The organism is Actinomycetospora sp. NBRC 106378 (genome assembly GCF_030269685.1).
Taxonomy (GTDB): Bacteria; Actinomycetota; Actinomycetes; order Mycobacteriales; family Pseudonocardiaceae; genus Actinomycetospora.
Genome location: NZ_BSTT01000014.1, coordinates 116,701 through 130,822 on the forward strand (window position 1 = coordinate 116,701; position 14,122 = coordinate 130,822).

Genomic DNA, 14,122 nt, shown 5'->3' on the forward strand with positions numbered 1-14,122 from the left:
GATCGTTTGTGTGACGCCGTTCACGTCACGTTTCAACGTACCTGTTGACTACCACAGCGGGAAGAGCTGAGGCGCTAGTCGTCGCTCGGACCGGGCGCACCCGTCGACGTCGGCGGACCGGCGACGACGCCGGCCTCCCGCAGCCGTCGGACCTCGGCGGGGTCGACCCCGATCTCGTGCAGCAGGACGTCGGAATCCGCCCCGATCAGGGGCGGACCTGCGGCGGGAGCGAGAGGGGCGTCGCCGAACACGACCGGCGTCGCGACCGAGCGGACCGGTTCCCCGTCGGTCGGTCCGCCGGGGACGTCGACGAAGACGCCGGCCGCTCGGGCCTGAGGGTCGTCGATGAGATCAGCAGCGGTGTTGACCGGCGTCCACCACACGTCGTGCTCGGCGAAGATCGTCGCCCACTCGGCCCGGGTCCGGCGCGCGAAGGCCTCGTCGAGCACGGCGACCAGGTCGGCGCCGGCCTTGCGGCGGCCACGGGCGGTGGCGAAGCGTTCGTCGTCGAGCCGCGGATCGTCGGCGGCCGCCTTGATCCCGGGCCAGTGCCGGTCGGCCTCCGCGGGAGTGCTGGCCCTGCCCGCCTTCCCCGTCGTCCGGCAGTCGCTCGGGGTGGTCGTCCCCGAGGCCCGACGTCGCCCCGCGTTCGCGCTGGACGCGATGGCGTCGGAGGTGTCCTTCATCGTGGGGCCCGCCGTCGGGACCGTCGCGGTGCTGGCCCTGCCGTCGACGACGGCCCTGTGGTCGGTCGGTGCGGCATTCGTCGTGGCCACTGCGGCGCTGTGGTGGCTCGACCCGGCGGTCCGCTCCGAGCCGGGGCGGACGGACCCGCCCTCGATGCGCCACTGGCTCGGGGCGCCGATGGTCACGGCGCTCGCCGCGGCGGTCGCCGCCGTGCTGGTCCTGTCGGCGACCGAGCTCGCCGCGGTCGCGGCCCTCACCGCGCGCGGAGAGACCGGATGGTGGGCCCTCGCGAACACCGTGTGGTGCCTCGCGTCGCTGGCCTGTGGCCTCGTCTACGGCGTCGCCGCGCGCCCGCCGTCGCTCCCGGTCCTGCTCGCCGGCCTCGCGCTGGGCACGGTCCCGGTCGCGTTCGGCGGGCCCTGGTGGCTGGTCGCCCTGCTGCTCGTGCCCGCCGGCGCGTTCTGCGCCCCGGCCCTGTCCTCGTCCGCCGAGGCGGTCGGGCGGCTCGCGCCGGACGGCGCCCGCGGCGTCGCGACCGGGTTGCACGGCTCGGCCATCATGCTCGGGGCCGCGCTCGCCCAGCCCCTCACCGGCGTGCTGATCGACCGGGTGTCCCCGACGGTGGCGCTGCTGGCGGCCGTCGGGATCTGCCTGGTCGTCGCCACGGGCGCGGGGGTGGCCCTCAGAGGAGAGATACCGCCCGCTCGGCCAGCAGGAACTTCCGCGCCCGACCCGATGGCGTGAGCGGGACGTCGGCCACCGCGATCTCCGCCACGTGGCGTGGCACCTTGAATCGCGCGAGGTGCTCGGTGCACCACGCCACGAGTACCTCGGCGTCGACCGCGTGCCCCTCGCGCGGGACGATCCAGGCCCACCCGACCTCACCCCGACGGTCGTCGGGAACGGGGACGACGAACGCCTGGTGCACGCTCGGGTGCCGGGCGAGGACCGTCTCCACGTCGCCGGGCACCACCTGCTCGCCGCCACAGCGGTAGCTGTCCTTGGTGCGCCCGACGAGGTGCAGGTACTCGTCGGCGTCGAGGACACCGAGGTCCCCCGTGCGCAGCCACCCTTCCGCGGTGAACGCCGCCGCCGTGGCTTCTGGGTTGCGGTAGTAACCCGCTGTCACGCCGGGTCCGCGACAGACGAGCTCGCCGATCGAGCCGTTGGGCAGGTCCTCCCCGGTCGCGGTGTCGATCACCTTGTACTCGACCAGCCGCCCGTCCAGCGCCGGGTCGCCGGCCACGCCCGCCCGCTTCATCCGGCCGTTCGTGGTCATCCGTCGCTCGGGCGGGTCCTCGGGCCACGTGCACGTGGTGGACGCCGTCGTCTCGCTCATCCCGTAGCCCGTGACGACCTCGCCGGGGGAGAGGACCTCGTCGATCTCCGGCCAGATGCCGTGCGGGGAGACCCCTCCCGAGGAGTAGAGGTGCGTGAGCGACGACAGGTCGCGCGGCGCCGCCCGCTGGACCCGGATGAGTTCCGCGGTCATCGTCGGGATGAGCAGGGCGTCGTCGGCGCGCTCGGCCTCGATCGCGTCGAGGATCGCCGCCGGGTCGAACGTCCGCCGCATGACCATGCAGCCGCCGACGAAGGGCACCGTCAGCAGGCCCTCGACGTAGCCGTAGACGTGGAAGAGCGGCAGCGAGAACACGACGCGGTGCGCGTCGGTGTACGCGCGGCCCCACGTCGACCCGTACGCCGTACGGAGCAGCATGTCGTGGGTGAGCTGGACCCCCTTCGGCTCGCCGGTGGTGCCGGAGGTGAACAGGATGTCGGCGACGTCGTCCGGCTCGCCGGCCGGCACGGTGACCGGATCCGCCGTCCCCAGGCCGGCCAGCGTGGTGACGCCGGGCCGGGGGTCACCCGTCTCGTGCACGACGAGGTGGCGCAACTCGGGGGCGGCCGGCGCGGCCACGCCGCCGGTCCAGTCACCGAGGAGCTCGTCGAGCATCGTCAGGTAGTCGAGGTCGCGGAAGCGGTCCGTCGTGATCAGCACGCTCGCGTCGGAGCGGCGCACGATGAACCCGAGTTCGTCGCGACGGTTGGCCACGTTTATCGGCACCGTCACGGCCCCGAGCCGGGCGATCGCGTACCGGACCGCCACGAACTCGGCGTCGTTCGCGAGGACCACGGCCACGTGGTCACCCCGCCCGACCCCGAGGTCGCGCAGGCCGCCGGCCACCCGCGCCGACCAGTCGCGCATCTGCGCATAGGTCCAGGTGCCGGCCTCGGTGACGACGAAGGGTCGGTCGGCGAACTCCTCGCACGCGGCGTCGAGGGCGCCCGCGAGGGTCCGTGGCACCCAGGTCGGGTGCCGCTTCTCGATCGCGGCCCGCCGCTCCGTCGCGGAGCGCGGGTGGACGGTCACCGGGCCCCGACGAGGCTGCCGGTGAACGTGAAGCCCTCGTAGCCGTCGGCCACGACCTGCTCGAGGGTCCGCCGGTACCCGCGCACCCCACCCACGTAGGGCATGAACACGCGCGGCTTCCCGGGCACCTCGGCGCCCATGTAGTACGACGCGGCCCTCGGGTAGAGCGTGGCCGCCGCGCGCTCGTTGACGTGGTCGACCCACCGCGCCTCGGCCTGCTCCGACGCCTCGATCTCGTCCGCGCCCTGCTCGGCCGCATGGTCGAGCAGCCCGGCGATCCAGTCGACGTGCGCCTCGATCGAGAGCAGCACGTTCGACAGCAGCGACGGGCTGCCGGGGCCGGCGATGACGAAGAAGTTGGGGAACCCCGACACCCCGACGCCGAGGTAGGTCCGCGGCCCGGCGTTCCAGTGCTCGCGCAGCGTCCGCCCGCCCCGCCCGACGATCTCCGGCTTGAGCAGCGCCCCCGTCATGGCGTCGAAGCCGGTGGCGAAGACGATCGTGTCGAGCTCGATCTCCTCCGCGGTCGTCCGGATGCCCCTCTCGGTGATCCGGTCGAGCGGTGTCTCACGCATGTCGACGAGGTCGACGTTCTCGCGGTTGAACGTCTCGAAGTAGCCCGAGTCGACCGGCGGGCGCTTCGCGCCGAAGGGGTAGCCGCGGGGCATGAGCCGCTCCGCCGTCGCCGGGTCGTCCACCTTCTCGGCGATCTTCGCCCGGATGAAGTCGGCCGCCGTGTCGTTGGCCTCCTCGTCGAGCATGAGGTCGTAGAAGGCGAGCAGGAACCCGAAGCCCGCCGTCGTCCACTGCTCCTCGTAGAGGGCACGGCGCTCCTCGGGCGACACCGCGACCGCCGACTGCTTGTTGGGCTTGAACCCCAGACCCGAGGGCGACCAGCGGGCCCGCTCGCGCCGGTCGGCGTAGGTGGCCTTGACCTCGGCGTCGCGCTCGTCGGAGAGCGGCGCGTTGTTGGCCGGGATCGAGAAGTTGGGAGTGCGCTGGAAGACGGTGAGGCGCTCGACCTGGCGGGCGAGCACGGGGATGAGCTGCGTGCCCGAGGAGCCGGTGCCGATGACGCCGACCCGCTGCCCGGAGAGGTCGACCTCCTCATGCGGCCAGGCCCCGGTGTGCAGGATGCGACCGCGGAAGTCCTCCTGGCCCTCCAGCTGCGGCTGCTTGGTGACCGACAGCTGGCCGGTGGCCATGACGAGGTACCGCGCGCTCCACGTGCCGGCCGAGGCGCCCTCGGTGGTGACCGTCCAGCGGTGGGCGTCCTCGTCGTACGCCGCGCGCGTCATCCGCGTCGACAGGTGCACGTCGCGGCGCAGGTCGAAGCGCTCGGCCACGTGGTCGACGTAGCGCAGGATCTCGGGCTGGGTGGCGTAGCGCTCGCTCCAGCGCCACTCCTGCTCGAGCTCCGGGGAGAAGGAGAGCGAGTAGTCGTAGCTCTCGACGTCGCACCGCGCGCCGGGGTAGCGGTTGACGTACCAGACCCCGCCGAGCCCGTCGTTGGCCTCGACCACCGCGACCTCAAGGCCGCGCTCGCGGAACGTGTGCAGGGTGCGGAGGCCGGCGAAGCCGGCGCCCACCACGAGCATGTCGACCTGGCGCATGGTCCCGAGATTAGGTCGCACCCCCGACGACGTCAACGTCGCTGTTGACTCGCGCGGTAGCGTCCGCGGCGTAGACTTCGAGCACCTGATCTACGAGAAGGAGGGTCGGATCGCGACCCTCACGCTCAATCGCCCGCACCGCGGCAACGCGTTGTGCCGCGCGCTGCGCGACGAGATGGACCTCGTCCTCGACGACCTCGATTCCGACGACGACACCCGCGTGCTCGTCGTGAAGTCCAACGGCAAGAACTTCTGCACCGGGTACGACCTCACCGAGTGGGCCTATCTCTGGGGCACCGCCGAGACGCCGAGCCGGCCCGAGGACGCCCGTCCGCACCGGCGCGCCCCGATCTTCTCCCGCCGCGAGTTCCACGAGTCGCGCGAGCGCTGGATGCGGCTCTGGCGCATCCGCCAGGCGACCGTCGGGATCGTGAAGGGCGCCTGTGTGGCGGGTGGGCTCGACCTCGCCGGCGTGCTCGACATCGTCTTCGCCGCCGAGGACGCCCGCTTCGGCCAGCCCGAGGCCCGCACCATGGGCGAGATCCACATGTTCGGGATGTGGCCGGTCCACCTCGGCATGCGCAAGACCAAGGAGTGGCTGTTCACCGGCGACGAGATGACCGGGATCGAGGCCGCCGAGCTGGGCCTCGCCAACAAGGCCGTCCCCGCCGACGAGGTCGAGGCCGTCGCGTACGCGTACGCCGAGCGCGTCGCGAACGTGCCGCTCGAGATGATCTACGCGCACAAGGAGTCGACGAACCGCTGGTGGGATGCCATGGGCATCACCGCCGCGATCGCCGCGGCCAACGACGCGGACGCCATGGCCATCGCCGGGCCGGCGATGGCCGACTTCGAGCGCATCCAGCGTGCGTCCGGGGTGCGCGCGGCCGTCGAGGACCGCGACGCCCCGTTCAAGGAGCACCGCACCTACTGGGACGCCTACCAGGCGGGTGGTTCCTCGTCTTCGTGACAGCAAAGCCCTGTCGGCGTGCTCCCATCGTGAGGTCCCTTCCCGACGACGGGTCGGCGCGGCTCGCCGTCGTCACCGGCGCCGAGTCGGAGAGGGGGATCGGCGTCCGGTGAGGGTCACGGAGGGCAGGTCCCGGGGCCCGCGGACCTGCCGGGCGTGCTTCTCGGGGAGGAGTTCAGCGCCCCGACCACCGGGGTGCGCGCTTCTCGCCGAACGCCCGCGCCCCCTCCCGGGCGTCCTCGGTGGCCTTGATCGCGACCAGCTCGGCCTCCTGGCGGGCCCACGCCTCGTCGGCGGGCAGGTCGGCGGCGGCCAGCATCCGCTTCGTCGCCGCGAGGGCCAGCGGCGCGTTCCGGGCGATGCGGGCGGCGAGTTCCAGTGCGGCGGACGCGGCGGACCCGGGGTCGACGAGCCGGTTGACCAGCCCCCACCCGTGGGCGTCGACCGCGGAGAAGCGGTCTCCGGTCAGCGCCAGCTCCGCCGCCACGGAGCGCGGCACACGGTGGGGGAGTCGGAGCAGTCCGCCCGACCCGGCGATCAGCCCGATCCCCACCTCCGGCAACCCGAACACGGCCTCGGCGGACGCCACGACGAGGTCGCACGCCAGCACGAGCTCGCACCCGCCGGCCAGGGCGAACCCCTCGACCGCGGCGATCAGGGGCTTGGCGGGCGGCGCCTGGGTGAGCCCGCCGAACCCGCGGCCGGGCACCTCGGGGGCGTCGCCGTCGAGGAAGGCCCGCAGGTCCATCCCGCTGCAGAAGGTCCCGCCGGCGCCGGTGAGCACGCCGACGGACAACGACGGGTCGGCGTCGAACTCGTCGAGCGTGGCCGCGATGTGCCGGCTCATGGCCCCGTCGACCGCGTTGCGCTTGGCGGGACGGTCCAGGGTGATGAGCAGGACCCCGTCGGTCGGCTTCTCCGTGCGCACACCGGTGCTCTCCACCGGGCCAGCCTGGACATCCCCGGACGGCTAGTCAACACTGCAGTTGACGACAGGGAGGTCACCGTGGACATCCACCCGATGGGCGCGCTGATGCGGCGCTTCGTCGTGGACTGGCTCGACCGGGCGGACGCCGAGGTCCCCCCTCAGATCATGGCGCCGGACTACGCCATCGACATCGCCGGGGTGCAGATGCCCGGGCGCGACGCGTACCTCGAGGCCACCAGCGCCCAGCTCGCCCGTTTCCCGGGGCTCACCGTCACCGTCCACGACGCGCTCTACACGACCGACGGCCACGCCGCACTGCGCTTCACCGAGCACGGCGCGTCGGAGCGGGGTGGAGCGGCGGCATGGCGCGGCATCGGGGTCTTCCGCGCCGAGCACGGCGTCCTCGTGCACAACGCCACCGAGGAGGACTACCTCGGCCGGCGCCGTCAGTTGCTCTCCGGCACCCCGGACCCCGTCGACCCGCCGATGGTCGCCCCGTGGACCGAGCCGCCCGCCGACCCCGACCCGGAGGCCGAGAAGGCCGTCCGCACCTGGCTCGACGCCGGGGCGCCCGCCCGGTCGGGGATCACCTACGACGACGGCGCCGCGCCGGGCGACCTCCTCGGGTCGCCGTCGATCGCGGTCGACGCCCTGGTCGTCGCCGGACGACGGGTCGCGGTCCACGGGGTCGCCCGCGGGAGCTACGTCGGCGGCCTGCCCGACGCTCCCGAGCCCGACGGCGCGGACGTCACCCTCGGCCTCGCCGCCCTCCTCGACGTCGCTCCCGACGGCACCCTCACCGGCCACGTGGTCCGCGACCGGCTCGGCGTCTACCGGGCCCTCACCCGATGACCTCCCCGGAACGCGACGACGGCACGCTGCTCCCGTCCAGTGGGAGCAGCTCGCCATCGTCGACCGACCCCGATGTCAGCGGTGCGCCACGGCGCGCACCCGATGTCAGTGGAGGGCCACCGCTGACCGGGCCGACCCTCGCCCCCGAGGCCGCCGACCTCCTCCGTCGCCTCACCGAGCTGGGCCTCCGGCCGTACGCCGAGGTCGGGGTGCTCGCCGCCCGGCACGCCGTCGAGGCCGCGCGATGGATGCAGGGCGAGAAGGTCGCGGTCGCCACGACCGACCTCCTCGTCGACGGCGGGGACGGCCGCCTCCCGGCCCGGGTCTACCGCCCCACGGCCGCGCCGAGCACGGAGGTCCCGCTCGTCGTCTGGTTCCACGGCGGCGGCTGGGTCTGCGGCAGCGTCGCGTCCGTCGACCGTCCGTGCCGGGCCATCGCGCGTGCTGCGGGCGCCGTCGTCGTCTCCGTCGAGTACCGACGCCCGCCCGAGACGCCCTTCCCGGGGCCGCTCGAGGACGCCGTCGCCGCGACCGCCTGGTGTGCCGACCACGCCGCCGAGCTCGGTGCGCACCCCGGACGGGTCGTGATCGGCGGGGACAGCGCCGGTGGCAACCTCGCGGCGGCCGCCGCCCGGTGGCTGCGCGACCGGGTCGCGCGCCAGGTGCTCGTCTATCCCGTGCTCGCGCCGCCCGATCCGGCCGGCTACCCGGCGCACAACGACGGGTACCTGCTCACCCACGCCGACATGGTGTGGTTCTGGGAGCACCACCTCGACGGGCGCCCCGCGACACCGGACGCCGCCCCGCTGCTCGCGCCCGACGACGAGCTCCGCGGACTCCCGTCCGGCGCGATCGCCGTCGCCGGCTTCGACCCCCTGCACGACGAGGGCGTCGCCTACGCGGAGCGGTTGCGCGCGGCGGGCGTCGACGTCGAGCTGCGCGACTGGCCGGACATGATCCACGGCTTCCTCGGCATGGCCGGCGAGCTGCCGCAGACGGGCTCCCTCATCACCTGGATCGCCGCACAGATCGGGAGAAGCACATGAGCGTCAGCGTGGCGGGCGGAGCGACGGGCCGGGTGGCCGTCATCGGAGGCGGGACGATGGGCCGCGGGATCGCCTACGTGTTCGCCGCCGCGGGCCTGCCGACCACGGTCGTCGAGCCGGACGGGGAACGCGGGAGCGCGTTGATCGGCGAGCTCGCCGAGCGCGCCCGCACCGGTGCGGACAAGGGCAAGCTCGACCCGACGGCCGCCGACCGCCTCCCGGAGCTCCTCGACGTCGTCCCCGACGTGAGCGACCTCGCCGCCGGCCTCGACCTCGTCGTCGAGTCCGTCCCCGAGATCCCGGCCCTCAAGGCGGAGGTCCTGACGGCGGCCGAGGCGCGGGAGCCCCACCTGCTCGCCTCCAACACGAGCTCGATCTCGATCGACGACCTGGCCGGCACCCTCGCCCGCCCGCAGTCGTTCCTGGGGATGCACTTCTTCAACCCGGTGTGGTCGCTGCCGCTGGTCGAGGTCGTCCGCGGCCGGGCCAGCGACGAGCGGGCCATCACCACCGCGCAGGACTACGCGACGACGATCGGCAAGGACTCGATCGTGGTCCGGGACGTCCCGGGCTTCGCCACGAGCCGACTGGACAACATCGCCGCGTTCGAGGCGATGCGGATGGTCGAGGAGGAGGTCGCGACGGCGGCGGACATCGACAAGGCGGCCGTGCTCGCCTACGGACACCCGATCGGTCCGCTGCGTCTCTCCGACGTCGTCGGGCTCGACGTCCGGCTCGACATCGCGCGGCACCTCTCGACCGTGTACGGCGAGCGCTACGCCGCTCCGGCGATCCTCGAGCGCCTCGTCGAGCAGGGGCACCTCGGGCGCAAGACCGGGCAGGGCTTCTACCGCTGGGACCGTTGACGGCCCCGGAGCGCCCGACCTACAGTCAACAGTGATGTTGAAACAGGAGGCGACATGGCCGACGGCATCGTGAAGGACGACCTGCTCCTCGACACCGACGAGCGCAAGGCGCTGCGCGAGAGCGTGGCGAAGCTCGTGGGCAGTTACGGGCGCAGCTACTTCCAGGACGTCACGAAGCGCGGGGCGCGTCCCGACGAGCTGTGGAAGGACCTGGGCGACGCCGGCTACCTCGGCGTGCACCTGCCCGAGGAGTACGGCGGCGGGGGCGGCGGGTTGACCGACCTCGCCATCGTCATCGAGGAGACCTCGGCCGCGGGCTGCCCCCTGTTCATGCTGGTCATCTCCCCGGCGATCGCCGGGTCCCTGCTCGCCGCGCACGCCTCGCAGGCGCAGAAGGAGACGTGGCTCGCGGGCGTCGCCGACGGCACGAAGCGCATCGCGTTCGCCATCACCGAGCCCGACGCGGGCACCAACACGCACAACATCACGACGACGGCCCACCCCGACGGCCCCGACGCGTGGCGCATCCGCGGCCAGAAGTACTGGACCTCGGGCATCGACGACGCCGACGCCGTCATCGTCGTCGCGCGCGGCACGGAGCCCGACGCCCGCGGGCGCCACCCGATCTCGATGTTCCTCGTGCCGACCGACGCCGAGGGGCTGAGCTTCCAGCCGATCGACTCCGCGCTGCAGATCCCGGAGAACCAGTTCACCACGTTCTTCGACGACGTCCGGGTCACCCGCGACGACCTGATCGGCGAGGAGGGCGCGGGTCTGCGCCAGGTGTTCGCGGGCCTCAACCCCGAGCGGGTCACCGCCGCCGCGCAGGCCAACGGCATCGCCCGCTTCGCGCTCGCCCGCGCGGCCCGCTACGCCACCGACCGCACCGTCTGGTCGACGCCGATCGGCGCCCACCAGGGCGTCTCGCACCCGCTGGCCAAGTGCTTCGTCGAGGTCCAGCTGGCCCGCCTCATGACGATGCACGCCGCGAAGCTCACCGACGAGGGCGCCGACCCGGCGGCCACCGGCAGCGCGTCCACCGTCGCGAAGTACGCCGCGGGCGAGGCGGCGGCCGCCGCGGTCGACCAGGCCATCCAGACCCACGGCGGCAACGGCCTGTCCAACGAGTACGGCCTGTCCGACCTGTGGTTCGCCGCGCGCATGTTCCGCACCGCGCCGGTGAGCCGGGAGATGGTGCTCAACCACGTCGCCCAGCACAACCTCGGCCTGCCCAAGAGCTACTGATGACCACGACGACGCCCGTCATGGACGCCACCCTCGGCGACACGCTCACCCGGGTCACCGCGCTGGGCGCCGACCGGCCGGCGATCACGATCGACGACCGGACCGTCACGTTCGCGGAGTTCGACCGCCGCGCCCACCGCGTGGCGCGGGCCCTCGTCCACGCGGGCCTGCACCCGGGCGACCGGATGGCCGTCCTGTCGCGCAACCAGCCCGAGTACTTCGAGCTGCTCTTCGGCGCGGCCCGGGCGGGGGTCGTGCTGGTCGCGCTCAACTGGCGCCTCGCGGGCCCGGAGGTCCGTGCGATCCTCGACGACGCCGAGCCCTCGCTGCTGGTCTGCGGCCGCGACCAGCTCGGCCTCGTGCCCGCCGACCGGCGCCCGCTGGTCCTCGAGGACGGCTACGAGCAGTGGCTCGACCAGGCCGACGACACGCCGGTCGACCACGAGCCGCAGCCCGACGACGTCGTCCTGCAGCTCTACAGCTCGGGCACCACCGGGCTGCCGAAGGGCGCCCGACTGACCCACGCGAACCTCGCCTTCACCCCGCGGATGGGTCGTGAGTTCTACGGCATGGGCCCGGACTCGGTGAACCTCGTGCCCTCGCCGCTGTTCCACATCGGCGGCATCGGCTACGGCCTGACGACGCTGGGCCAGGGCGGGCACACGATCCTGCTCTCCGACCTGACGCCCGACCACCTCGTCGCGGTCATGGAGCGGCACCGCGTCACGCACGCGTTCGCCGTGCCGGCGATCGTGGCCGCCATCCTCGCCTCGCCTGCCGTCGAGAAGGCGGATCTGTCCTCGCTGCAGCGGATCGCCTACGGCGGCGCGCCGATGACCGAGGTGCTGCTGCGCCGTGCGATCGACGTGCTCGGCTGCGGGTTCATGGCGGTCTACGGGATGACCGAGACCGCGGGCACCGTCGTCAGCATGGCGCCCGAGGAGCACGAGCCGCACCGGCTGCGCTCGGTCGGGCGGCCGCTGCCGTGGCTGGAGATCCGGCTGGTCGACCCGGTGACCGAGGAGCAGGTCGGCGTCGGCGAGGTCGGCGAGATCCTCGTGCGGTCGGGGCAGAACACGCCGGGCTACTGGCACCGCGACGAGCAGACGGTCGACGACGAGGGCTGGCTGCGGACCGGGGACGCGGCCTACCTCGACGCCGAGGGCTTCCTCTACCTGCACGACCGCATCAAGGACCTCATCATCTCCGGCGGCGAGAACGTCTACCCGGCGGAGGTCGAGAACGCGCTGGCCGCGCACGCCGACATCGCCGACGTCGCCGTCGTCGGCGTGCCCTCGCAGCGCTGGGGCGAGACCGTGAAGGCGATCGTCGTGCCCCGCGAGGGCGTGACCCTCGACCCCGACGAGGTCCTCGCCGACGTCCGCACGCGCCTCGCGCGCTACAAATGTCCGACGTCGATCGACGTGGTCGAGACCCTGCCACGCAACGCGGCTGGCAAGGTACTCAAGCGCGAGCTCCGCGCCCCGTTCTGGCGCTGAGCGTCGCGGGGCGGGGGAGGAGGCCGGATGGCGGCACGTGACGAGCCGAGTGCCATTTCCCGACGACGGGCCGCGGCGCTCGACGAGGGCGGTGCGGCCTATCGGGAGCGCCGCGCCGCGATCGTGCGCGCAGCCGGCGACGTCTTCAAGCGGCACGGGTTCCGCGGCACGAAGATCGGCGACATCGCCGAGGCCGTGGGGATGGACCGCGCGACGATCTACTACTACGTCGGCGGCAAGGAGGAGCTCTTCCACACGGCCGTCGGTGACGCGGTGGAGCGCAACTGCCTGCGGGCGGAGGAGATCCTCGCGGCCGACGGGACACCTCCGGAGAAGCTGCGGACGCTGGTCACCGAGCTGATGGTGTCCTACGCCGACAACTACCCCTACCTGTACCTCTACATCCAGGAGGACCTCGGCGCGCTGGCACCGAGGTCGCAGTGGGGCCGCACGATGGCGCGCTACAACAAGCGCTACGAGAACGTCCTCGTCGCGATCGTGGAGGACGGGCTGGCCGACGGCAGCTTCCACGCGACGACGCAGCCGTGGGTGATCGCCTACGGGATCCTCGGGATGCTCGCGTGGTCCAACCGGTGGTTCGACCCGGAGACCTCCACCGTTCCCGCCGCCGAGATCGGCGCTGCCTACGCCGACACCGTGCTGGGTGGGCTGCTCACGGGACGGACCTGACCCCTCGCGCTCACGGCGCGGGCACGGCCGCCGTCGCGAGGTCGACGTCGCGCGTCTCGCGGTAGCAGAACACGCACACCAGCAGGCTGATCAGGGCGGCGGCGCTCGCGTAGGCGGCGACGGAGAGGACCGTCCCCGTCGCCGCCACGAGCGCCGTGCCCACCAGCGGCGCGGTGCCGCCGAACAGCCCGTAGGAGAGGTTGAACCCGATCCCGCTCGCGGTGGCGCGGACCCTCGTCGGGAAGAGCTCCGGGATCAGCACCGTGACCACTGCCGAGTTCAGCGACACCGGGACCATGAAGAGCAGCTGCGCGGTCAGGGCACTGCCAAACGTCCCGTCGTCGGCGATCGAGTACGCGATGGCGGGAAGCACCACGTAGATCACCGCCGCCGTCAGGTGCACCGGCTTGCGCCCCACGACGTCGACCAGCAGCCCGGTGAACGGCAGCGTCACGAGCAGGACGCCCATCGCGATCACGCTCGTGGCGAAGGCGGCGTCGGAGTCGAGCCCGACGTCGTTGATGAGGTGCTGCGGCAGGTAGGTGATGACGCTGTAGGAGGAGACCGACCCGCCGATCGTCATCCCGACGTAGAGCAGGATCGCGCGCCACTGCGTGCGCAGCGTCGTGCGGACCGGGGTCGCCTCGACCGCGCCCTGCTCCCGCCGGAACCGTTCGAACTCCGGGCTCTCCTCGACGGCGAGCCGCAGCACCAGCCCCAGCGCGCAGAGCGGGATCGCGACGAGGAACGGCAGCCGCCAGCCCCACGTCGTCAGCTGCTCGTGGGTCAGGGTCGCGGTGAGCAGCGTCGCCATCGCCGCCCCCGAGAGCAGCCCGAGGTAGACCCCGAGGGACGCGAAGCTCGCGAAGAACCCGCGGCGGTGCCGCGGCGCGTGCTCGACCATGAAGCCGACGGCCCCCGAGTACTCCCCGCCGGCCGCGAGCCCCTGCAGCATCCGCAGGACCAGCAGCAGGACCGGCGCCGCGATCCCCGCGGCCGCGTACGTCGGCAGGGCCCCGATCAGCCCGGTGAACAGGCCGATGAGCAGCACCGTCAGCGCGAGCATCGCCCGGCGGCCGAGCCGGTCGCCGATCATCCCGAACAGCGCTCCGCCGAGCGGCCGCATCACGAACGAGATCGCGTAGATGCCGTACGTCGCGAGGAGCCCGGCGACCGGGTTCTCGCCGGGGAAGAACAGCGGCGCGAGGATCGGCGCGAGGTAGCCGTAGACCCCGAAGTCGTACTGTTCGACGAAGTTGCCGATCCCGCTCGCCAGCACGGCCCGCCGGGACGGCTTCCCGACGGCGGGTGTGGTCGGGTCGGTGCGCACGCTCACGACCCCGAGCGTGAACCCT

The 14,122-nt window shown here is 73.1% G+C and carries 13 protein-coding genes; 8 read left to right on the forward strand and 5 right to left on the reverse strand.

The features are described from left to right. Positions 1–74: 74 nt before the first annotated feature. Positions 75–776: a CoA transferase gene (locus tag QSK00_RS24690; protein WP_285595141.1), complete on the reverse strand. Its 702-nt coding sequence runs from the start codon at positions 774–776 to the stop codon at positions 75–77. On the opposite strand from QSK00_RS24690, the gene QSK00_RS24695 reads away from it, so the two are divergent. Then, positions 664–1,431: an MFS transporter gene (locus QSK00_RS24695; protein WP_285595206.1), complete on the forward strand. Its 768-nt coding sequence runs from the start codon at positions 664–666 to the stop codon at positions 1,429–1,431. The genes QSK00_RS24690 and QSK00_RS24695 overlap by 113 nt on opposite strands. Here the strand turns inward: QSK00_RS24695 and QSK00_RS24700 are convergent. Then, on the reverse strand, positions 1,370–3,058 hold the full coding sequence (locus QSK00_RS24700) for a class I adenylate-forming enzyme family protein (protein ID WP_285595143.1): 1,689 nt from the start codon (positions 3,056–3,058) through the stop codon (positions 1,370–1,372). The genes QSK00_RS24695 and QSK00_RS24700 overlap by 62 nt on opposite strands. After that, on the reverse strand, positions 3,055–4,671 hold the full coding sequence (locus QSK00_RS24705; protein ID WP_285595145.1) for a flavin-containing monooxygenase: 1,617 nt from the start codon (positions 4,669–4,671) through the stop codon (positions 3,055–3,057). Before QSK00_RS24705 ends, QSK00_RS24700 begins: the two co-directional genes overlap by 4 nt. Here QSK00_RS24705 and QSK00_RS24710 point away from each other — a divergent pair. Next, entirely contained in the window at positions 4,655–5,641 is a 987-nt protein-coding gene (locus QSK00_RS24710; protein WP_285595146.1) for an enoyl-CoA hydratase-related protein, read from the forward strand. The genes QSK00_RS24705 and QSK00_RS24710 overlap by 17 nt on opposite strands. 175 nt (positions 5,642–5,816) lie before the next feature. Here QSK00_RS24710 and QSK00_RS24715 read toward each other — a convergent pair whose 3' ends face one another. Beyond that, positions 5,817–6,584: a crotonase/enoyl-CoA hydratase family protein gene (locus QSK00_RS24715; protein WP_285595147.1), complete on the reverse strand. Its 768-nt coding sequence runs from the start codon at positions 6,582–6,584 to the stop codon at positions 5,817–5,819. 63 nt (positions 6,585–6,647) lie between these two features. On the opposite strand from QSK00_RS24715, the gene QSK00_RS24720 reads away from it, so the two are divergent. From QSK00_RS24720 to QSK00_RS24745, 6 genes are read left to right on the forward strand one after another with little or no spacing between them, the layout of a single operon-like run. Next, positions 6,648–7,421, forward strand: a complete 774-nt coding sequence (locus QSK00_RS24720) for a nuclear transport factor 2 family protein (protein ID WP_285595148.1) — start codon at positions 6,648–6,650, stop codon at positions 7,419–7,421. Further along, a complete protein-coding gene (locus QSK00_RS24725; RefSeq protein WP_285595150.1) occupies positions 7,418–8,467 on the forward strand; it encodes an alpha/beta hydrolase in 1,050 nt (349 codons plus the stop codon). Before QSK00_RS24720 ends, QSK00_RS24725 begins: the two co-directional genes overlap by 4 nt. Next, a complete protein-coding gene (locus QSK00_RS24730; protein WP_285595152.1) occupies positions 8,464–9,333 on the forward strand; it encodes a 3-hydroxyacyl-CoA dehydrogenase family protein in 870 nt (289 codons plus the stop codon). Before QSK00_RS24725 ends, QSK00_RS24730 begins: the two co-directional genes overlap by 4 nt. Positions 9,334–9,387: 54 nt before the next feature. Next, positions 9,388–10,578 (forward strand): acyl-CoA dehydrogenase family protein, encoded by a 1,191-nt coding sequence (locus QSK00_RS24735; protein ID WP_285595154.1) that lies wholly within the window; start codon positions 9,388–9,390, stop codon positions 10,576–10,578. Beyond that, the gene (locus tag QSK00_RS24740) at positions 10,578–12,077 is read left to right on the forward strand and encodes a long-chain-fatty-acid--CoA ligase (protein ID WP_285595156.1); all 1,500 of its coding nucleotides are present in this window, start codon (positions 10,578–10,580) and stop codon (positions 12,075–12,077) included. The genes QSK00_RS24735 and QSK00_RS24740 overlap by 1 nt, the downstream gene beginning before the upstream one ends. Before the next feature lie 27 nt (positions 12,078–12,104). After that, positions 12,105–12,767 carry a TetR/AcrR family transcriptional regulator gene (locus QSK00_RS24745; RefSeq protein WP_285595159.1) on the forward strand — a complete coding sequence of 221 codons (663 nt, stop codon included), beginning with the start codon at positions 12,105–12,107 and terminating at the stop codon, positions 12,765–12,767. Positions 12,768–12,777: 10 nt separating this feature from the next. Here the strand turns inward: QSK00_RS24745 and QSK00_RS24750 are convergent, their stop codons facing one another. After that, positions 12,778–14,103, reverse strand: coding sequence for an MFS transporter (locus QSK00_RS24750; protein WP_285595160.1), 1,326 nt, complete (start codon positions 14,101–14,103; stop codon positions 12,778–12,780). Positions 14,104–14,122: the final 19 nt, after the last annotated feature.